Source organism: Paenibacillus sp. Soil522 (genome assembly GCF_001428245.1).
In the GTDB taxonomy this organism is placed as follows: domain Bacteria; phylum Bacillota; class Bacilli; order Paenibacillales; family Paenibacillaceae; genus Pristimantibacillus.
In genome coordinates this window covers 1-21,469 of record NZ_LMRV01000059.1, presented here as the reverse complement: position 1 = coordinate 21,469, position 21,469 = coordinate 1, and the positions used below count along the sequence as shown (strand labels likewise).

General features: G+C 48.1%; 15 protein-coding genes. 5 read left to right on the top strand and 10 right to left on the bottom strand.

Translation table 11 applies throughout. The annotated features are described in order from the left end of the window. Nucleotides 1–15: 15 nt before the first annotated feature. Nucleotides 16–2,316: a helix-turn-helix domain-containing protein gene (locus ASG81_RS19865; protein WP_200961555.1), complete on the top strand. Its 2,301-nt coding sequence runs from the start codon at nt 16–18 to the stop codon at nt 2,314–2,316. A gap of 70 nt (nt 2,317–2,386) precedes the next feature. Here the strand turns inward: ASG81_RS19865 and ASG81_RS19860 are convergent, their stop codons facing one another. Beyond that, nucleotides 2,387–3,415, bottom strand: a complete 1,029-nt coding sequence (locus ASG81_RS19860; protein ID WP_056638162.1) for an alpha/beta hydrolase family protein — start codon at nt 3,413–3,415, stop codon at nt 2,387–2,389. 217 nt (nt 3,416–3,632) lie between these two features. Between ASG81_RS19860 and ASG81_RS19855 the strand changes: the two genes are divergently transcribed. Next, nucleotides 3,633–4,625 carry a pectinesterase family protein gene (locus ASG81_RS19855; protein WP_200961554.1) on the top strand — a complete coding sequence of 331 codons (993 nt, stop codon included), beginning with the start codon at nt 3,633–3,635 and terminating at the stop codon, nt 4,623–4,625. Nucleotides 4,626–4,694: 69 nt separating this feature from the next. Here the strand turns inward: ASG81_RS19855 and pelA (ASG81_RS19850) are convergent, their stop codons facing one another. From pelA (ASG81_RS19850) to ASG81_RS19820, 7 genes are all read right to left on the bottom strand, one after another. Continuing rightward, a complete protein-coding gene (gene pelA / locus ASG81_RS19850) occupies nt 4,695–5,303 on the bottom strand; it encodes a pectate lyase (RefSeq protein WP_081417456.1) in 609 nt (202 codons plus the stop codon). Nucleotides 5,304–5,339: 36 nt separating this feature from the next. Beyond that, entirely contained in the window at nt 5,340–5,909 is a 570-nt protein-coding gene (locus tag ASG81_RS19845) for a hypothetical protein (RefSeq protein ID WP_056638156.1), read from the bottom strand. A 466-nt stretch (nt 5,910–6,375) separates the two neighbouring features. Continuing rightward, nucleotides 6,376–10,110 carry a pectate lyase gene (gene pelA / locus ASG81_RS30050; RefSeq protein ID WP_081417455.1) on the bottom strand — a complete coding sequence of 1,245 codons (3,735 nt, stop codon included), beginning with the start codon at nt 10,108–10,110 and terminating at the stop codon, nt 6,376–6,378. 102 nt (nt 10,111–10,212) lie between these two features. Beyond that, nucleotides 10,213–12,918 carry a GDSL-type esterase/lipase family protein gene (locus ASG81_RS19835; RefSeq protein ID WP_327205181.1) on the bottom strand — a complete coding sequence of 902 codons (2,706 nt, stop codon included), beginning with the start codon at nt 12,916–12,918 and terminating at the stop codon, nt 10,213–10,215. Between the two features lie 433 nt (nt 12,919–13,351). Further along, nucleotides 13,352–13,675 carry a cupin domain-containing protein gene (locus ASG81_RS31675; RefSeq protein ID WP_162255042.1) on the bottom strand — a complete coding sequence of 108 codons (324 nt, stop codon included), beginning with the start codon at nt 13,673–13,675 and terminating at the stop codon, nt 13,352–13,354. A gap of 34 nt (nt 13,676–13,709) precedes the next feature. After that, on the bottom strand, nt 13,710–14,144 hold the full coding sequence (locus ASG81_RS19825; RefSeq protein WP_056638149.1) for a CBM35 domain-containing protein: 435 nt from the start codon (nt 14,142–14,144) through the stop codon (nt 13,710–13,712). A gap of 89 nt (nt 14,145–14,233) precedes the next feature. Continuing rightward, complete coding sequence (locus ASG81_RS19820; RefSeq protein ID WP_056638146.1) at nt 14,234–15,805, bottom strand: extracellular solute-binding protein; 1,572 nt, start codon at nt 15,803–15,805, stop codon at nt 14,234–14,236. A gap of 242 nt (nt 15,806–16,047) precedes the next feature. Between ASG81_RS19820 and ASG81_RS19815 the strand changes: the two genes are divergently transcribed. Both ASG81_RS19815 and ASG81_RS19810 read left to right on the top strand, forming a co-directional pair. Next, nucleotides 16,048–16,359, top strand: a complete 312-nt coding sequence (locus ASG81_RS19815; RefSeq protein WP_056638142.1) for a hypothetical protein — start codon at nt 16,048–16,050, stop codon at nt 16,357–16,359. A gap of 126 nt (nt 16,360–16,485) precedes the next feature. After that, nucleotides 16,486–16,677 (top strand): hypothetical protein, encoded by a 192-nt coding sequence (locus ASG81_RS19810; RefSeq protein WP_155971688.1) that lies wholly within the window; start codon nt 16,486–16,488, stop codon nt 16,675–16,677. A gap of 128 nt (nt 16,678–16,805) precedes the next feature. Here the strand turns inward: ASG81_RS19810 and ASG81_RS19805 are convergent, their stop codons facing one another. Continuing rightward, entirely contained in the window at nt 16,806–19,325 is a 2,520-nt protein-coding gene (locus ASG81_RS19805; protein ID WP_162255041.1) for a hypothetical protein, read from the bottom strand. Between the two features lie 222 nt (nt 19,326–19,547). Between ASG81_RS19805 and ASG81_RS19800 the strand changes: the two genes are divergently transcribed. Continuing rightward, entirely contained in the window at nt 19,548–20,342 is a 795-nt protein-coding gene (locus ASG81_RS19800) for an AraC family transcriptional regulator (protein ID WP_056638133.1), read from the top strand. A gap of 227 nt (nt 20,343–20,569) precedes the next feature. Here the strand turns inward: ASG81_RS19800 and ASG81_RS31105 are convergent, their stop codons facing one another. Then, entirely contained in the window at nt 20,570–20,710 is a 141-nt protein-coding gene (locus tag ASG81_RS31105) for a hypothetical protein (RefSeq protein ID WP_155971686.1), read from the bottom strand. Between the last annotated feature and the right edge of the window lie 759 nt (nt 20,711–21,469).

The window sequence follows — 21,469 nt, the reverse complement described above, 5'->3', positions numbered from 1 at the left end:
TTGAGAAAATTTAGCATGTATACCAATTTGGTCCTATTCGGATTTGCCATCAGCATAGCCCCGATCATTACGCTCGGGTTTTTCTCTTACATGAAATCATCGGATTCGATCCAAACCCATGTCAATCAGAGCAATATTCAGATGATGAATCAACTGAACGGGAACATAGAGCAGGTGCTGCGGACAATCGACTATACGCTAAATTACATTATTAACACGAATCAAGTGCAGGATGCGTTATACCGCCCGCTGACATATAACGACTTTCAGCTTTATAACCAGATGAAGAAGGAGCTGAATCTCCTGCAATCGCCGGAGATGATGGTGACCGACGTTATTCTGGCCAACGCCTCCTCGAACTGGGTAATTCATAACCGAGGCTTGTCCTCGTTCGAGGAATTCTCTAAAGGCACGGCGCTCCCGAGTCTCCTCGAGCTTGAAGGCAGCACAAATTGGGTGATGCTGAAGACCGGATCGCTTGGAGCAAGCGACACATCGAGCTACGCCTGCCCAATCACCTTAACGCTCGTTAAGAAGATGCCGCTTCACACCTTATCGAAACGGGGCATCGCCCTTGCGACGATTCCGAGCTGCAGCTTAGCGGAAATGTTGAAAAATCAGCTTCCCGGAAGCAGGGTCATGGTGCTTGATGAGAAACAAAACATTCTGGTGCATCCCGACGTATCGATGCTCGGCAGGACCTTGGCAGAGACGGACTTAATCCATGAATCCGATGCATCCCGCTTTACGGGACGTGCCGGTCAATTCCAGACAAGCATGGGGAACGAGACGATATCGGTGACCTATGTCCGGTCCGAGTTTAACGGTTGGACCTATGCTTCTTTCACGGAAATGTCCGAATTTACGAAGGAAGCGCACTCGATCGGTTGGTTCACGCTGTACGTCTGCTTACTGATCATTTGTTTATGCGTCTTGCTCGTATGGCTCGGAAGCCGCAAGGTATATACGCCGATTCGGGCCATCTTCCAACAGATCGCCGACCGTCTGCCGGAAACCCAAGCGAACAAGAAGAACGAGCTTCAAGTCATCGACCAGCATATCCAGGATCTGTTCGCCTCCAATACGAAGCTCCGTCACGAGCTGCATCAGAACAGCCAGCAAGTGCGGACGTTCTTCCTGCATAAGCTGTTTCAGGGCCAGAGCAGCCCCTCCGAAATTGAGGAGAAGATTGCGCTGTTCGGATATACCGATCAGGTGTCGGAATGGAGTCACCTCGCCGTTCTGACGCTTCAAATCGATATTCTCGAGGAAACCCGCTACGAGCAGAAGGATTTAGATTTATTATTGTTCGCTGCAGGCAACATTATAGAAGAGATCGTCCCTGCCTTGGATCATCTGCCTCCCGTCATCGTGGATCAAACCCAGGTGACGCTGATCGGCGGGAAGAGCATGTCCCCGGATCATTTTAATGATTATATCTATAAGCTCACGGAATCCATTCAGCAAAATATGCGCAGCTACCTTGATCTGGATGTCAGCATCGGTATCAGCCTGCCGTTCAAAAGCTTGAAAAGCGCAGCGCGCGCCTACCAAGAAGGCTTGGAATCGCTTAAGCACCGGTTGAAGCTGGGCAAGGGCGTTATCGTCCCTTACTTCAGCTTGAACTCCGGCAAGCATACGCAGGTGTATTTCTACCCGATGCAGATCGAGAATCAGCTCATCGATGCGATCAAACTCGCCGATGAGGAACTCGTCTTCTCGTTGCTCAAGCAATGGCTCGAGCAAGTATTCCTTAAGGACCGTACGCCGCATGAATATCAGATTTCGCTTATCCGGCTGTTGAACGGGCTCATGATCGTCATGCAGGAAGCCGGGATCCGATTGGAACAGCTGGACATCAAGGAAAGCTCGCTATACGAAGAGCTGCTTGAGCTGTATGTGCACTCAGAAATCGAAAGCTGGTACAAAACCCGAATCATCGTACCGATGATCCGCGTGTTCCAGGATCGGCAATCGTCTCAGTACCAGAACATTTCAGAACAAATCATCGATATCATCCGCAACGAGTTCGAAAGCGACATTACGCTCGAGGAATGCGCAGCCCGCTTGCATTATAACGTTTTCTACTTAAGCAGCGTCTTCAAGAAGGAGACCGACATGACTTTCAGCGAATATTTATCGCAGTACCGTCTGAACATGTCCAAAAAGTGGCTCGTCGAAACGGATATGTCGGTGAAGAACATCGCCGAGAGGCTAACGTATAATAACCCGCAAAACTTTATTCGTTCATTCCGCAAGCAGGAGGATATGACCCCCGGGCAATACCGGGCGAAATACGCCAAGCCTGATTCATAAGGTATCAAAACAAGAATAGCGTGTAAAAAGCAGCAGGTAAACGGCTGTTTTTTATACGCTATTCGTATGCTCAGACCATCGCTTGGAGCCAATCGAACGAGGCCCGCCCTTTGATTTCATGCGCCCCCTCAAACAAGTCAAGCGTCACCCTTTCTTCGCAGTCATAGATGCGGTAGATGTCCTTTAGTACTTTTACCGCGTCTATCACATGCCGGGCAGGGAATAGAGGGTCTTCCTTCCCGCTTTCGATAAACAACGGGCGGGGAGCGATAAGGCCGAGCAGCTCTGGCATTTCCGCGTATTGAAGAACGCCAGGCAAATAGTTATCTAAACAGTGACGGCGGTTTAGTATGCTCGCCCGGTACGTATTCGTGTAGCCGAATATCGCCGCCGTGCGCAAACGTTCATCAAGGGCAGCCGCAAGCGAGGCAACCATACCTCCGCCCGAAAAACCGATGACGCCAATCCGGTCTGCGTCCACATCCGTCCGCATAGCTAGGTAATCAATCGCTCGCGAAGCTTCATATACCCTTAGACCGGCTAGCGTCTTCCCTGCGAGAAGAAGCGCGGCCGCAAGCGGAAAGCAAGAATTCGCTTTCGGGTCGCCGCCCCCTTCGTCGCGAAGAAGCAAGCGGTCGCCGAACCCGACAATTTCCGGGATGAGCACAACAAATCCTCTTGCCGCTAATTCCAGCACCGTCCTCCCATGTCCGCTCGGCACACTCGTATTCGGCGAGCCGTCCGGCAGCAAACCAACCATCTCCCGGCTGCCCCATCCATGCCCGTGAAGCGCTAATATCGCAGGCCGTCGTTGACCCGTCGATTCCTTGCTTGACACCACATATGCCGGCACAAGCAAGCCATCGGCCGTTCGATATTCCACCCGCTCCCGAATGAAGGAATCAAGCTCCGCCCTTTCCAATTCATGAGGGTCGAGCGGGACGTTCGCATAGTCCGAAAAGTCGCCTAACGTTTCAGTCAATCGCTGCCTTAAGCGGAGACGATGCGTATTCCAATCACCGCCATCGGACATTTTTTTATTACGAAGAGCCTGTGCTTTGTTAAGCAGTTGTTCTACAAATGAATCCGGATTCCACATCGCTGCGATCAAACTCCTTCTCGAATAAGCCCCGCCTGATCCATCGCCGGCAACGCTTGTTCATGTTATATGTTTACGTTATCGCGGGGTGACCATTACGTACATAATCAGGAGATTAGGAATCAGTTAAACGACGGATCAAAAGATTCATGTTCTTGATACAATAGAGGAGTTCCAAGAAAAAGCGTTACATTCGGAAAGGGGATTGTATGTACATATGATCATCGAAGTGTCAGCGGACGGAAATGGAGATTTTACAAAGGTGCAAGACGCGATTGATCACGTTCCGGACAACAACGCGAGTCCTGTGACCATCCGGATTAAACCAGGCGTCTATAAAGAAAAGCTCCATGTTGCTAAACCGTTCATAACCTTATTAGGGGAAGGTAAGAATGCGCAAGAGGTTGTGCTTACTTTTGACGACTGCGCAAACAAAACGATGCCGGATGGCGAACCGTACGGCACGTTCCGCTCTTATTCTATTTTTATTGGAGCCGATCACTTCTCGGCGGAGCTCATCACGTTCGAGAACAGCGCGGGGCCCGGACGGCTCGTCGGCCAAGCGCTGGCGGCCTACGTCGACGGGGATCGGGCCATATTCCGGCGATGCCGGTTCCTCGGATATCAAGACACGCTGTTTACGGGACCGCTCCCGCCTGAGCCTATGAAACCCGGGTCATTCGCCGGTCCGCGCGGCGGGCAATCCCCGCGTAACACACGGCAATATTATGAGGATTGTTACATAGAAGGGGACGTTGATTTTATTTTCGGTTCGGCGACGGCTCTCTTCCTTCGGTGCGAGCTGTTCTCGAAAAACCGGCTTTCAGCAGAGCAAGGCGGAATAAACGGGTGGTATACCGCCGCATCGACGCCCGAAAACATCCCTTACGGCTATGTATTCCTCGACTGCAAGCTGACAAGCGACACCCCGCCGCGGACGGTGCTGCTTGGCCGCCCATGGCGCAATTACGCAAAGACTGCCTTTATCTGCTGCTGGATGGGGGAACATATTCACCAAGACGGCTGGGATAATTGGAATAAGCCAGAGGCCGAGGCGACCGCCAGCTATTGCGAGTACGGCAGTACCGGACCAGGTGTGGGCACCGGAGGAAGAGTCTCATGGTCGAAGAGATTAGGAGACCGCGAAGCAGCTATGTACGCTCCGGCAATAGTGTTGGCTGGCGACGACGGATGGAATCCTTTTGAATAATACGAAAGGGCTGCCCGTAAGTCTATAGACTTACGGGCAGCCCTCCTCTCGTACGAGCGACACCTGCAGCTACGCCTCGCTCACATATCGGATGCCCTCCAGCTTGACGGCGTCAAACCATTCCAAGGCGCCTTTCACGGCCCGCTTTATCTCTTCCGTCTGGTTCGGCTGCGCCATCAGGTAGCGGACAATTCCAAGGGACTCGGACCCCGATATCGACGGATGCTCGTAAGCCCGAGCGCGCATCGGCTCATACGTGAACGTATCATGCTGCGCGCACCAAGCGGTCAAAATCCCGTCCGCTTCGATCTGCGCATTCAAAATATACTCGATCCCAAGCACCTTAGCCTGCTTAAGCGCTTCTACCGCAGCTTCGTCGACGATATCGGCATCGAACGGATAGGCACGGTTCGCGATATCGTCGATCAGCTCCAGCACATTGATCATCGCGTTGTCGTTAAACGTCGCGTAGTTCGAATAGTACACGCCATCACCTGGAAGGCCGCGCGCCGGATACACCTGCTGCCAAGCGCAGGTCTCGTATTGCGCCTCTAGGAGAAAGCCGATCTCGCGTCTAACGCTTTCCTTGTAGGCTGCATCGTTCGTCTCACGATAAATCTGCGAAATAAATCGAATTTCGTTAATCGTCGCGTTGTTATCGATAGCGCCCAGCTCGATGCCCGTCGGTCCAAACTGCGACGACTTCTTCTCGCTTCAGTTCCACGGGCGATCGTAAGGCATCGCCTTCGTCCATCCGCCGTGGTTCATCTGCCAAGAAACCAGATTATTCGCCTGCTGCACCGCCTGTGCCAAATCGCCGGAGAATGCGCCTGGCTTCTCCGGGAGCGCATACGTTGCGCTTTCTCCGAGCTGCTCTACGGTTTCGAAGAAGACGACCGTGTTGCCGAATTGATTCGTTGCTGCGGCGCCCTTTTTCAACTGCAATCCTTTAAAGGCCGGCGTGAGCGACTTCCAGCTTCCCATCTGGTAACTCAACGCGAAATCTTTAAAATCCACTTCAGCAAGCTTCGCGTTCAGCGTCAACGCCACAACGTTGCTTGCGATTGCATGTGCGCCGACGATACGAACATCGGGGGCTCCTTGCGCTTCCGCCGTGATGCGAGCGATGATTTCGTCCGCTTCGGCTGCCGTAACCATCGATTTCATGCCGAAACCGCCCTTCCCGGACATATAGCCGTCGCGCACGACCGCGCCGATGCTTCCTTTGCTGTCCGTCAAATCGAGCGCACGGGCGATCATGTCCGCCGCAGCTTTCCGCGTCAACGATTCATGCGGTCGAACCTTCCCCTCGTCTCCGTCGATATAGCCCGCTTGTTTCGCGGTCTGCAGTACGTATGCATCTCATTCCTCCTTGGATTTCTCCCATACGCTGGACTCGGACGATAAACCTTGGAACTTATCCTCATGCACAAGCTAAAGCTGATCGTTCAACATCGACATGAACTCGATCTGAGTGAGCACGCGATCGGCTGAACGCTCTCCGGCGACCATACTAGCATAAAAAACCCTTCCTTTCGGAAGGTTTTTTATCTAACAATAGTAAAGTTTAGAGACTATACTCTACTAAGAAGATCAGCCCTCCGTTTAAAATATGATATCGTCATTATAACAAATATCCTAATATCCTTAATGAGCGAAAGCAGATGAAAAGGAAGTAAAAATCCACCGTAACGACGGATTTTTACTTCCTTTTTGTTGAACACCAATTGATTGCGCTTCTACCTCGCTCCTATTGTGCTTCGACCCTGGTCAATTGGCCGATGACCAATGTTTCACCGGCTGAGTTGCTCGACTTGTTGCCAACTACTTTAATGTACACGCGATTTTCATAGTAACCGGTGGTATGAGCTACCTCCAGCAGTTTTTTCGGCCATTCGCCCGCCCAGCGGTAACCGTCTCTTCTTTCTTGCTCAATTTCCAGAATGTTATGTTTAATCACACCATCGCGTCCCGAGAATATTGGAAGATTGGTGCCGATTTGATAGAACCGGTACCATGTCGTGCTTGAAGGATCTTCATAGAAGTATTGTCCTTGCGGATCGCCGGATACATATTTTACGCCTTCCAGCTTGACCTGATCAAGCCAATTCAAGGCGCCGCTAATAGCCGCTTTCACCTCCGGAGACGGGTTCGGCAAAGCCATCAAATATTTCACGACTCCTACAGACTCGGAGCCCGAAATCGACGGATGTTCGTAAGAACGGGCTCCCATGGGTGCATAAGTGACCGGATCATGCTGCGCGCACCAGGCGGTCAGATTGCCGCCAACCTTGATCTGGGATTTCAAAATATAATCCAAACCTGCACCCAAAGCTTCGGCAATCCGCACAATAAGCTCGTCCGACGCCAAATAGGAATTAAACGGATATTGCTTCTTGGATACCATCGTTAACACATTCATCACCCGAATCATGGCGTTGTCGTTAAAAGTGACATAATCGGAATAGTTGCCTCTGGCCGGATAGGCTTGCGGCCACCCTCCGCTCGGATACTGCGCTTCCAGCAAATATTCAAGTCCCCTGAGTACGGATGCCTTGTACCGTTCGTCCCCTGTCTCTTTGTACATAACGGCAAGAAAAAGTATTTCATTAGTCGTAGCATCATTGTCAATGGTGCCGATATAGCCATGCTCACTCGAATACCAGTCGGACTTCGCTTCCTGGCCGTCCCAGGCCCGGCTATACTTTTCCTGCATATTTTTGAACCAGGCGCCGTTCTCCATCTGCCAGCTCAGAAGATAATCGGCTTGCTTAATGTTTTTTACCGGGTCGCTAGAATAGTAAGGTTCTGTCTGATATGGAACACGATACGGATCCTCTACGATCTCCCGCTGGAATGTGGCATCCGGGTTTAATGCTTCTTGTATACGGAAGACGGCAACCGTCTGTCCGTCTTTGTTCACCCGAGTGCTGACCTCGTTGACAGTCAAATTTGGCGTAAGACCGGGATTGAGAGACTCCCAGCTTCCCATCGCTGTCAATAATTGAAAATCGGTTGCGTCAAAGTAATTAAGTTTGCTATTAAAGGTGACTTCAATCGTATGGGCGTCCGTTGCTATCGCTCTCGTCATTTGCACAGGTCCATTCGGTGTGCTGTTCCCTTTGAGAACGACATATATCGTAAGCGGTGCGGCGGCATTGCCAGCCATATCCTTAGCGGATACTGTAATTGTATTTTTCCCTTGCTGCAAACTGACTTTCGTTGCGAAAGTCAAATCCCCGGACACTTTGATTTCCTTGCCATTAACCCACACCGTTCCCGTTTCACTTAATCGGCCTGAAACCGGATAAGGATTGGAAGTCGTATTATAGCTATTGTCGACTTTCTCTCCTTCCGGGTTATTCAACATGATGACAGGAGCTGTATTGTCATAAACGACCCGTAATGAAACGACACCCGTCATGTTGCTTGCGGGATCTGTCGCTTGAATGGCAAAGATGTTCTCTCCAAGCTTCAGTATCACCGTTGTTCGGAAAGTCAGATCGGAAGCCACCTCGATAGGCTGACCGTTCACCGTCACGGCTGCTTGCTTGTCCACTCGTCCCGATAAGGTGAATGTGGAATTGTTCACGATAGTATTCAGCGGATCGAGTGTTACAACAGGGGCAGATACATCGCTTAACGGAATAATGCCGATCCGAAGCGGATTCCAGTTATCATTGCCCTTTAATACATTTTGTACCGTGTACTGACTTGCTTCCTCCGACGTAAGCTGCTTCGACCAGCCCGCCCGCGCTTTCGGATTCGCTCCCGGACCCCGGCTTTTATACTCGGAGTACCTGGCGGTCTTCTCGTTTTCTTGGTTACTCCAATTGTTCCAGCCGTACGGTGCAATTGACGAGTCGATCATCGTATCGATGAATGCGACCGCGGCATACGGACGCCAAGGCCTTCCAAAATAAACGTTCTGGATCCCTTCATCAGAAGTAATCTCCGAATTTAGGAACACGTACCCGTACGGTATATCCTCCGGCGTACTTGCGGCCGTCAACATTCCTCCGTTGCGTTTGCTGTGGATTTGACATTGGTCGAACACTGCTGTGGATTGACCGAATATAAAATCGACATCCCCTTCAATGAAGCAGTTATTATAATAATGTCTTCCATTATTGGTGAACAACGTATCCTGGTATCCGAGGAAACGGACATGGTCGAAGTAAGCGCGATCGCCTCTGACATAAGCGGCAACGGCCTGACCTGTACCCTGGCCGGAATCATTCTGGATCGTTACATTTTTCGCAATAAAATCGGTAGGATAAATAAAGAGACTCGAGCTTTTGGACGTACCCAGCGGAGCTCCGTCAGGGCCGAGTGTGTTGGCGTTGTCGTTATAGACCAGTACCGTGTCTTCCTGGCTCTCGCCTACAAAGCTCAGATTCGTCTTGCTGCTCGGAACATTCAGCTTCTCGCGGTATACGCCGTTTTTGATATAAATAACATGGCGTTTCGCACTGTAGTTCGGAGCTGCATCCACTGCCGCCTGCACCGTTGTGAAGTCACCCGTTCCGTCTTTCGAGACAACCACGACATCCGCCGGTGTTACCGCGATCGGTTCGGAGGAATAGCTTTCTCCCTGAGCGTTCACCGCCGTAATCACATAATCATACGTCGTGCCATTGCCCAAACCCACATCCTGGTAGTTTGTGCCAATGATACGGGAAGCGATGGTCTCATACTGACCGCTGTTGAAGGCTCCGCGTTTGATGGTATAATATTCTGCTCCATTCGCTTCTTGCCAAGTCAAGCCCACTTGGGCGTCTCCGGCAATCGCTTCTACACCTTGGGGAATCGCAGGCGCTCCGTTGCCCGGTGCAGGGACTACCTGAACGGATGCGGAATTGGCGCTTGCAGTCGACGGACTAGCGGCCGACACGACATAGTAATACCTTGTGCCGTTGCTAACCGTTGAATCTGTATATTCCGTTCCCGTTACACCGCTGACAACCCTCTCATAGTTTTTGCCATTCTCTGTACTGCGCTTCACATCATAGGCTTCTGCTCCTTCAACCGGGCTCCAACGGATTGTCGCCTGACCGTCGCCGCTTATAGCCGTCAGACCTGTTGGAGCGTTTAACGGCGCCATCGGCACAACAGCAGCAGCCGCAGAAGGCGCGCTTTCCCCGCTTAGACCAACAGAAGTGACCTTATAGTAGTAAGTTATACCGTTGTCCAGTCCGAAATCGCGGTACCCGGTATCCGTTACATCGGCAACTGCCGTGTAGGGACCAGCAGGATTGGTGCTCCGGTAAAGCTTGTATGTGATGACCGGATACTCTTCAACCGGTGGATTCCAGGTTAGATCCGCCTGACTATTTCTGGGCTTGGCCGTAAGATTGGTCGGCACGCCGGACAAAATCGTGATCTCCGATTCCGCGGACGCTACAGTCGAAGCCACGGGGCTTCCCATTTGAATCCATGAAAACAATACTAGCATGAATACAATAGCCGACAGCTTGTTTGTCATAAACTTCCTCCTCGTAATGAATAGTCAACATCATGTCGAAAACACGCAATTCGCGACCTATTTTTTAGAAACAAACTTCAATAGCGGTTACTCGTTTGACTGTTAGCGGGGTACGGTTACAGTTACCGAAACCATCGTCTCATTCCCCGCTTTATCGGTTGCGGTGTATGTGATCGTGTAAACGCGACCGGAACCGTTAGCCGCTCGTTCTGCGCGCAGCATAAATGAAGTATCAAGAGTACCGTACTCTGCTCCTTGTATATCATTTGGCTTATCTCCCCCACCCAAGCCGTCGTCCGGTTCGTTGCTCGTTATGGAGGTCAGCACGACCGAATCGATCTGCGACATCCCATCCTCAGCATAGACGCTAGCATTTATGGTTTCCAACTGATGATTCACCGGAAAGAGCGTTGTCTTGTCAAGGACGATATTAAGCTCCGGCGCCGTCTTGTCAATGTTGTTCACTGATGCTGTAACCGTTCCTGCATTGCCCGCCCTATCCATGAATTCAAACGTAAAACTGCCATTCTGACTGAACGTATAGCTTGAAGCCCCATTGTTATTGGTTATCGTCACTTGCTCATTGGGCTCAATCGTGACAATAACATCCTGGTTCGTCATAGCTGTGGTGCTGTACTCCACCCTGGCTGTCGGTGCTGTGGTATCAATGGCTAATCTGCGATAAGCCCATTCCGACCAAGCCCCCCGGGTATCCATCGTCCGAATTCGGATGCTCCAATTATCATTATCCTGCATGGCTGAAGCTTCATAGGACGTTCTGGTCTCGATCACTTCCCCGGTATCAAAAGCGGTCGTCTGCCAATTGTCCGTCGATCCTTGCACCTGATAAGCACGCTGTGCATCGCCGGCATCCGCATCACTGAAACTCCAAGTGAATGTCGGAGTATTAACATTTAAATATTGGCCGTCTATATAGGATGACTGTGTCGTAACCGGCGGTGTATTCGGTAAGACATCGTTTTCAACATCTATAACTTGTAGGAGAACCCACATGAAGTACAGGGTTTTAGCTGCTTTCTCCCGGGGTACCGTCAATTGCGGTTCAAGCTCTGTTCCGTTAACCATTTTCCCCCTGGAAATTCCTTTCTCGGAGCGGATGAGACCGAGTTCATATGCATCCTTCACTTTTGAAACCAAGTGAGGGGCAATTTGCGCGGTATCCGTGAGCTGCTCCCAGGAAACTAGAGGATAGTACATCACGCAGTTGCTCGCCGGATCCAGATACGGATCATAGCACGGTTCGCCTGGCGCCTCGGACGCTCCATTATAATCGGTCATGTACTTCGGCTTACTGGTGAACTTCGCATGATAGGCGTCATCCAAAATAGCGCCCATTACTTCCCTGGAAAGTTCCCCATTTGGGTAACCGGCGAATGTCGATTCTTCCACATTCATCAGCTTGGAGATCGATACAACGAATTCGCTAACGGTCATCGCCATATCCGGATAAAAGTTTCCTTGAGCGTCCTTGCTCATCACCTTCAGCTGAATCAGCTTCTCAATCTGATTGCGGTAATAAGCACCTTCACCGGTCGTTGTATCGCCAGCCATTTCGGTGAAAACCTCCGACCAGTCCCCTGTTAATGCCGCAGATGCAACTTCCTCTTTAAGATAAGAAGCAAGTGCAGCTGACGTGGTATCGCCGGCTTGTCTCATTTTCACGAGTTCGGTAACAATGATCCGGGCAAATTGTTTCGCCAGCGCTTCTTTAAAGTGAGTCCCGTCAACCTTGTTTGATGGATGACCGTTGGCGTAACTTCCGCCGCTCGTCATGCCGGGAGTTTCTCCCGCTTCAATCGACATGACGATGGCTGTCGTCGCCTCCACACCGATCTCGTTATAATACTTTATGCTCTCCGAATTAAGATCGATAAGCGTGACTCCCGATTCTTGCGCAGATCTTTTCATTATATCGGGGAACTTTCGATTCATAAATGAGTTCGTGTAGACATATCCCGGGGCCGCATCGCCTCTGACTCTGGACATCGGTGTTACCAGAACCGGGATCATGCCCCTGGCGCGGATGGCAGGAAGGTATATTTCTTTAATATACGTTTCATACATCGCTTCTGTCGCCCCTCTGCCAAAACGTCTGAGCTCATCTGTACTCTCATCATTATGACCGAACTGAATGAACAGGTAATCCCCGATTTTGCCGCTCATTAATATATCATTCAGCCGGCCCTCCGTGTAAGCACTCTTGAACGAACGCCCGCCCATGGAGTAGTTAATCACATTCACTTTACGCAGGTTAAACATGGGGTCGATGACTTGGCCCCAGCCGCTCATTGGCGTTTCGTTGAAAATGTAGGATTTGACGGTTGAATCTCCGAGTGTGAATATCGTCGGAAGAGTTCCGTCCTCTCGCTGCTCTGGCAGGATCGGCTGCAGAACAATTTCTTCAATGCCAACGGGGATCATCGTTTTGTTAGGCTCAATCTCAATATCCAGGTAGTCCCGACCATTTACATACGTATACTTCCACTCCTTGCCGCGTGCTTCAACAATATACTTTCTGGGCACCAGCTTGGCTGAATCCCATGAGCCACCGCCCAGCAGACGGCTAGTCTGCATTCCCGACACCGCTACCGTTGTGTCAGCAGCGTCGGATGTCGTTTTCACATACACGCTATATGCGCCGGGAGGGGCTTGAATACGGAAAGCCATGCCGTAGTTATTATAATTAGCTTTCTCTTGACTCGGTTCTGCAAAAAAAACAGGCTCCGTAATGTAAAAACCCGTTCCATCCGAAGTAATGGTAGCGATATGAACTTCCCTGGGCGGCATAGCGCTGGTCTCATTAACAAAACCATATCCGACAGAAGAGTCATACAGCGGGGCCCCACCTTTTAACACATCATAGGTGACAGACTGATACCCAGGTTTTTCTTGGTTTGTGAAGTTGAATTTGTAGGACCTGTCCAATGATGTAAGAGTGTTTCCCTCTGCATTACCAGTGATGGATGCTGCTGTCTCTGTACTAAAGCACGGTATCAGGACCGCGGCTAAAAGAAGAGATGACAGAGCGATATGCCAGAACTTTTTCAACAACTACACTTCCTTTCTTGATCGAATCATTTAAACAAGCAAAGCATGAAAACCGACTCGGCCTCCTCCCGATTCTTCGATATTTGAAAACGCATACATTCAAGTGAATTTTAATATAGCGTCTCTCTAATCCAAATAACATGGTGATTTCATTCTACAAGCACATTGCAGATCATTGGGTTGGGTTTGAAACCATTGGCGAAAAGTCAAGATCATCGTCGAGATGAATGGAAAGGTAAGTACAGTCACTAGGACCAGAATTGACAATATGATGACGCATGCCGGGTGGAATGACTAACCAATCCCCGCGGCCGAAGGCAATGGAGCGACCCTCGATATACTGGACCGCGCTGCCGTCGTAGCACAGGATTTCAAAAATTTTGTGATAATGGTCGGGATATGTCCATCCGGGTTCTGCTACTCGAAAATGAAAGCCAATTTCGAGTTTCTTCAGGAGCAGCCCGCCGACGATGTCGGTGACTTCGACCTCTTCCAAGACAACCGGCGGCGGTCCTGCCGGATCTGACCCGTTATGGATGCGCAAGTGATCGATATTCGTCGCCGCTCGGGCCTGTCGCGGTCGCACGGATGACGTTCGTGCCCGCCTGCAGCATTGCCTTGAAGGACGTCTTCCAGCGGGTGAAATCGCCGGTCGATGGAAAGCTAAGCTGCGACGCCGTAACAGCTCCGTTCACAGTAATTTCGGGCGAACGATCCTCCGGCGCGCCGGATGCATAACGGAACTCCAGCGTATATTCGCCGGCTGTCAGCTGGTTCGCTGTCCATTCGATCCATCCGCCCGACGCGTTCGGATTATAGTCGACGAAACCTGTGCCGGTGTACCCCGGATGCTTGTTATCAATGATCGCGGCGGATAACGTCGCATCCTCCGCTTCGTAAATAACGTCTACCGGCGGTTCCGGCGGCTGTTCACCCCCGCCGTTCCCCGGATCCTCCTCCGCCACGTATGGTGTGCCTGCGAGATGGGCGGGCTCCCCTTGGGATATGACGCAGCTGAAAGAAGAGAGTCTCTCTTCCGAGTTTCTTTTACCACCTATTTTGTTGTCCGATATTGCTCATTGATCTCTTCAATTACTTTGCCTCCGCCGTCTTTCAACCATTTATCAATCGCAGCCTGAAAGCCCGCTTCGTCCAGGTTGCCCATCATAAATCTGTAAGTAGCATCCGTTATAATCTGCTGGAGTTGAACACCCGACTGATCTCTCGTCGGGGAGTCGAAAGCCACCGCAGGGTCGTTAATCAGAATGTTGTTATTGTCGGCCATCGAATCGTTAGTCAATTGAGCCAGCTCCGTATCCGCGTAACCGACCAACCCGTCGACTGTATCCGGACCGCCGATTCTCAAGCTTAGTAGCGGGCGAACCTCCCGATCGTTGATCGCCGCTTTCTCCGGGTCTTTAAACACCTTCGCTTGTCCGTCTACGATCTCATAATGCTCTCCCTCTATCCCGTAATTCAGTAAATTATAAATTTCCGGTTTCATCAGTTGATCGAAGAAAGCCAATACTTTCTTCAGCTCCTCTTCGCTCTTCACTGTCGATTTCGGGAATAAGACCATGTTCCCATACCCCGGAACGGACCATACGCCAACTTCTCCTCCCGGACCTTTGATCCTGTTTACAACATCCAAGACTGTTTCCGGCATCGACGCGGTCATGTCCCGCTGATACCCCGGGGCGGCGCAGATGCAGCCGATGAACATGCCGGCTTTCCCGGACTTGAACAAAGCCTCGTGATCCGGCTTGCTCGTAACCGGGAAATCGTGATTAATTAAGCCTTCGGATTGCAGCTTTCTGAAAAATTTCATCGTTTCCATGTAAGCCGGAAACATAAATTCCGGTCGAAGCTCCCCATCTTGCTCCCCCCAGTTATTCGGTGTACCGAAGTACGAACTGACGGTTTTAAATGCGCCGTACACGAGGTCGCTTCTGTCCGCCAAACCAATGGTGTCCTTCTGCTTGTCACCTTCGGGATCTTGCTCTGTGAACGCTTTCATCATATTGTAAAGATCATCGATTGATTCCGGCCTTTTCAGACCCAATTTGTCCGCCCAATCCTTCCGGTAAATAACCCCCTGCCTGGATAAAGGCGTGGCCTGATAAATTCCGTAAATCTTACCGTCAACGGAACTGTTCTTCAATACGGCCGGATCCAGATTGCGTAAATAGGGGTATTCCTCCAGGTAAGGACCGATTTCCCAAAATTGTCCTTCGCGCAGCGACTTTTTGAAATTGTTGTATATCGCCACGTTTCCTACATAAATGGCTTGAGGCATAGTATTGGTAGCCATCGACGAAAGCACCTTTTCTTCATATGCGGCATTCGGCACCCAGTTAATTTTCAACTTTGTATTCGTTTTTTGCTCAATTAACCGTAGAACTTTATCCTCCGGAAGCTCCGGCGTGTGAAGCACGGTCATGATACTCAGTTCGAAAGGCTTATCGGGTGCAGATTGTCCGCTCTCCGCCTTCGAATCTGCGTTCCCGCCTGGGTCCGCCGGTTTGGCGCCGCCCGAACAAGCCGCACTTATAACCAGCAATACAAGAAAACCTACGAGCGCGATCCACTGCCAGCTTCTTTTACGGTCGTTACTTGTTTTCGTCATTCGTTAGTGACCTCCTGTTTTCATTGGACAATAGGATGCTTGACTTACCACCCTATCGTACGCAAGAAAAGAGGAAACGCCTATAATCCGCAGATTTGTAAATCTGTATCCATAGCGGGGTTTCCAGACAAATATGATGAAATGATTATGCCGGTTATATCAGTTTTTTCCGGCAAGGTGGTGTCGTAATCACAACGTTAAATTATGAAGATAAATTCGCAGTTGTTGAAAGTTACACAAATTTGCCAAAGAATTCTCCGTTTTATGTAGGGTTTGAGGTTGTTTGTGAAAAAGGCTCTATCAAATTTGATGCTGAATATGGAATAAACACAAGAGAAGAATTTGTGATTTATTATAGTGATGGAAACAAAGAAGTGTTAAGTCCTCCAATAATAAAGGATGATTATGAGCAAGTTATTCATCATATTAAGGATTGTTTGGAAAATAACAAAAAAAGTGAGTTTCTCGATATTTCATCAGCAATTCAGGTAATAAAGATAAAGGACGCCGTGTTAAAATCTTTAGAAACAAAAAAATGCATTCAAATCAGTTGAGAAAGTAATTAAGTTTCCGCATATTAGGAAAAAGTTAATTTAAGGAAATATAATTAATTTGGAATAGATGTTGATGGATTATTACGAATACAATTTATGTTCATGTTCGACATTGGCTGGAACATTATGAGTATTGAGAAAATCGTAAAAATACGAGCTAACGATTTCTTTTACTTGGATATTGAAAAAGTGGTATTCGAAAGAGCGGCCAAACCGGACATCCCTAAGCCGACATGGAAGGACGTTGCTCCGAGCTACTGGGCGTATGCCTTCATCGAATCCGCTTCAAGCACATTCTCGCCATCAACCGACAATTAGCGGGCGAACGCGTTCAAGCAAAAAGGTCAACCGGAGAAATGGTCCGGTTGACCTTTTTGTTGTTAGGAATCCAAAGCGCCGTAGGATTGAATTAGTAGTCGAGGCTGCTATAGTGATCCCATTTTTGCTTATGGGTTTAAGCTATCCTTAAAGCTAACATTTGAGAACTTCGCATAATTCAACTGCTCAATATCATTTGCAATATCATTGCTGTCTACGGCAAAACCAACATACACCGAATCCTTCATCGTTACGGTTTTCTCACCGATTAGTGTCCATTCTTTACCGTCTATTGAGCCATAAGCATAGAAGGTATCTCCCTTGCGGCCAAGCTTGAGCCAGTAACCCTGTTCGACACCGTTGAGCTTGAATGGAATGTCCGGTACAAGCTGAATGCCTGCCTTCTCGGCTTTAGAAGCGCTGTCCAGTGTTTCGGTTAATTCATTAAAGTCTCCACCTTTTTTTTCCCTTCCTGCCAAATAGACTGACCAGCAGTAAGCTTTGGAGATCTTCACCCAGGAAAGTCCTAGGGCTGCGGTTGCGCTGTCATCTTTCAAGCCATCGCGAAACATTAGGCCGATGAACGCATGGTTGTCAACGGATCCAATTTCCTCTAGCTTAGCAGTGATCTCCATATCTCCAGTCACTTTCTTATATACAAAATGGAAGTCATCTTTGGAAGCATCCGATTCTTCAGATTGTTCCGTGCTGCCCTCGCTCAAGCCAAGCTTTCCGTTCCCTTTTACGGTGATCACTTTGTCTGTCATGCTTGCAGAACCTGGGATGTCTGGAGTACCGATGTCGGCTGATGACCAATCTCCGTCAGCTAATGTACTCTCATCTATGTTGATATGAATGTTGGCTGCGGTGGTTTGAGTCGCATTTCCTTCTGAGTCCGTAATTCTAGCAGAAATGTAGTAAGAAGCATCCTGAAGTCCCTCGATGGTATACACATACTTGTTACCATCTAACACAGCGTCACCCAGGTAATCAGAGCCATTGTATACCGCTACCTTATCAATACGATGTCCGAATTTGGAAGATGCTTTAATTTCCACGGGTATCGATTTGCTTAATCGGAACTGCGCATTGTTCGCCGGTTTCGTCATTGTTGCATCAGGGTTTTCAGCTGCGTGACCCATATCTACAAGATCGCTCAGATAAAGCTCAAGCCAGGTATAGCCGCTGTCTGTGATCGTTTTATATGCATTCTCGGTGTCCCAGATCCCTTTTTCCTTTTCCCATTTGTCGTCAATACCGTTTTGATTCATATCAAAATCTGAGGCATGCTGTTCTTCAATGACACCAAAGTCCGAGATATATCCGCCAACCTCATGCTCGGTATTGATATATCTTCCGAGTCCCTTTTCCACTTCTGCAACAATTCTTGCATCAATGGCATCACGACGCGGATAGGTTGCACCTGCCTGCTGTAAAATGGTGTTCAGCAATTGGTCACTAGCATCCTGAACACCGTTTAGAACATAATCGTCAAACGCTGGATTGGTAATCCCGTTATTGACTCCTGTGCTGTCCGCGGAAAGATACGGTTTTGTTGCAAAGGTTGTTATACTGTCACCGCTGGTGTCGCCGGAATTCTTGACGTACTCTGACGTTCCACCCAACAAGCCTGTCTTCTCACCGTTAATCATATTCCCAGAGATGTAGAAACCGCCAAGTTTCTTAGATTCGCCTGCATCAATAACCTGATTGACAACACTGTCTCTTGTACCCGGTCCCGCAATCTCAATATTGTTCATAAAATTAGTAAAATTATAGCCGCCGCCATAAACCCCATTAAAGCCCCAGTTATAGATCACGTTGTTGGAGAATTGAAGCACGGCTACATGGTTTGCATCTGCAGCACCGGCATATCCGCCGCCGAGTCTTGGATTACGTGAGGTATGGTTCAAATAAAGATTGTGATGGAAGGTGGTTTTATCTCCGCCTGCAATACCACCGTAGCCATGTCTACCTTTCGAATGTCCCGAGAGCGTCAAGCTTTCTGAAATAATAGACCACTGAATTGTACCGTTTTCACCTCTGTATGTGGAAAGGGTCTCATCCGTGTTCCAACTAAAGGAACAATGATCAAGGATGAAGTAGTTGTTGTCTCTTCCCCAAAGAGCATCCATAGAATCACTGCCGCTATATACATTCGATGCACCTGGACGGAAAGACATATACCGGATTATGATGTTCTCTGAATTACTGATATTGGTTTCCCATCCTGCGACGGTAATGCCATTACCTGGTGCTGTTTGTCCGGCAATGGTCAGGTTTTTGATGTTAGCAAATCTTAAGGCATCCTTCAGTTCAATTGTTCCTGATACGTTAAAAACAATCGTTCGGCCCTCTTCTGGGGTAGTTACAATCCCATGACGAAGGGATCCTTCGATAGGTTCATCATTTTTGTTATAATCCTCAAGGTTGGTTACGATATATACGTCTCCGCCACGACCACCACTGGTATAGGCGCCACCACCTTCTGCACCGGGAAACGCGACGATGGACGCCCCCGAGAAACCGCTTTCATTAGACAGTGCTGAAATCGAACTGCCAGGTCGTACCGAGCCCATTGAAAATGCAATCGCAATACTTATGATGACGGCCAAGGCTCTTCTAAATCCCTTATTCTTACTTTTCATCTGGTTTTCTGCTCCCTTCAATAATGTAGTAAGCTTCACGCTGCTACTTTCAATCATTTTATACCTTTCAGGTATTTCGCACCTGCCAAAAAAAATTTTTTTTGCGCCAATTCTTGTACTTGGTCCAATGTGCTGTAGTATAGAATTAAGGTTTTATGAAAAGAGATGAGAAACACTTCACTGCGTATAGGGAAATCCGATTACCTTTATGGGGGCTTAGAAGTGAAAATCCAATACCAGCATCGCCATCAATCGTTTCACACATTTATATCCACCGATAATACCTATCCCCTTCATCTGCATAAACATGTTGAAATCACAATAGTCCTATCTGGCAAGATTTATATAACCATCAATCAGAAGGAATATCTTCTGTCTGAAGGAGACATAGTGGTTATTTTTCCCAATCAACCCCACAGCTACAAAACAACTGAGAGCAGTCGGATCCTGCTGGTTTTTTTCGATGCTGAATTCCCAGGGGATTTTACGGGAGATTTAACGAAGCTTATTCCAAATAACCCGATGGTTCCCAAGGAGCACTTGGTTTATAACGTCTCGAACATGCTGAAAGCATTATACGAACGTTATACGGAAAATTGTGATAACCGTTTGCTCAAGGCTTACACCTCTGTCATATTAGGACATGTTCTGCCATTATTATCTCTGAAAAAAATAGAATACACCCAATATTTGGATAGTATTCAAAGAATTCTTGCCTATGTGGACCTTCACTTCCTAGAGCCTGTAACCCTGGATATGGTTTCAAGAGAATTAGGAATCAGCAAATTTCTTATCTCACGAATCTTCTCTGACCAACTCCATACATCATTTCGGGATTATGTGAATGGCAGACGGGTAGCCCTTGCCCAGATGCTGCTGCTATCTACCACGAACCCGGTCACTGAGATAGCGTTCGACTCAGGATTTAACAGTTTGCGTTCGTTTTATCGTGCCTTTAATAAGGAGTATGGGATCACACCCACTGAATACCGCAGGAACGCCCAGGAGGTGATATAAGTTCCCCCTTCAATCAAAGAGGGGAGGGGAAAGGAATTGCAAAAGTATGGCTCAATTATAATTACAAAACAAAGGCTGGTCCTGCTAAATTTGCAAGACCAGCCTTTCAATAATCTTTTTCAATACATAAAGGATCTAAAAAAACAGCCCTCTAAAACGGACTGGTTTACTTATTTCAACAGGCGTTTAAGAATATATGTACTTTGGCATTCTTTGACTACCAGTTCTCATCCTTGGTCGCCAAGAATATTTAAAACTCTTATAAGTGAGATATCATTGTATTTTGGAAAGTGCTCCCTTTCATCCAGAAAGTATCTGACACCGTATATATCATCCTGCTTTTTCAAGACAGTATATTCAAATTTCATGATAATACCTTCTCCTCTTGTTTATTGAGCTCTCGTTATCCGTTACTTCAATAAAATTAATTAAGAGATTATCCATTGTATTCATTCTTTACAGACATGCGTACTATTTTACCTGTGTTTTCATTAATTGTAATCAATGCCCCAGAACATACAACTTCTTTCTGCAATAAACCAACTAAATAAATATTTCCTTGCTTTATGTAATTTTGAATTATATCGTTAATGTCAGGATTAAGCGAAGTATCCAGGAAACCAAAATGTTCCTTTAATCCTTGAAGAATCAATTCTTTGGCTTGTGTCTGAGTGCTTTCATTTACGCTTTCAATCCTTAAATCATCAGTATTAGTTGGCTTTTTCTACATTACTCCACATGACTATAACCCTCCATTTGTTGAGAATAAACCACTTCTTCACCAATATTTAAGCTCCATTAAGGATGTTATTTTTGAACATCAATGCAACATTAATTCTTTAAAGGTTGCGTGATTTCCTCCTTAGTCGAGTAGAATGCAGGCCTATCATTTTGTAGATTTGACCTGCAAGCCCTCACAGTCCGTACATCAGTCTGTCTAACAATTATTAAAAAATCTCCATTTTCGGGCATGAAAATAGATGATCTTTGTCGAATCTCTGTATCTAAGGAGATGAGCGCATATGTCCTTTATCGAAGGTGAAGATAGACATCAAATTCATTTATTGCCAAATACGTTGGACGATTTTGTAGAAGAAGAAAATCCTGTACGAGTTATCGATGCTTAC

Coding starts and splice junctions, on each gene's coding strand:
- ASG81_RS19835 (WP_327205181.1), bottom strand. CDS start 12,918: ATGCCGCCCAGGGAAGTTCATATCGCTACCATTACTTCGGATGGAACG.
- ASG81_RS19865 (WP_200961555.1), top strand. CDS start 16: ATGTATACCAATTTGGTCCTATTCGGATTTGCCATCAGCATAGCCCCG.
- ASG81_RS19805 (WP_162255041.1), bottom strand. CDS start 19,325: ATGAAAAGTAAGAATAAGGGATTTAGAAGAGCCTTGGCCGTCATCATA.
- ASG81_RS19855 (WP_200961554.1), top strand. CDS start 3,633: ATGATCATCGAAGTGTCAGCGGACGGAAATGGAGATTTTACAAAGGTG.
- ASG81_RS19810 (WP_155971688.1), top strand. CDS start 16,486: ATGAGTATTGAGAAAATCGTAAAAATACGAGCTAACGATTTCTTTTAC.
- pelA (WP_081417455.1), bottom strand. CDS start 10,110: ATGACAAACAAGCTGTCGGCTATTGTATTCATGCTAGTATTGTTTTCA.
- ASG81_RS31105 (WP_155971686.1), bottom strand. CDS start 20,710: ATGAAATTTGAATATACTGTCTTGAAAAAGCAGGATGATATATACGGT.
- ASG81_RS19860 (WP_056638162.1), bottom strand. CDS start 3,415: ATGTGGAATCCGGATTCATTTGTAGAACAACTGCTTAACAAAGCACAG.
- ASG81_RS19820 (WP_056638146.1), bottom strand. CDS start 15,805: ATGACGAAAACAAGTAACGACCGTAAAAGAAGCTGGCAGTGGATCGCG.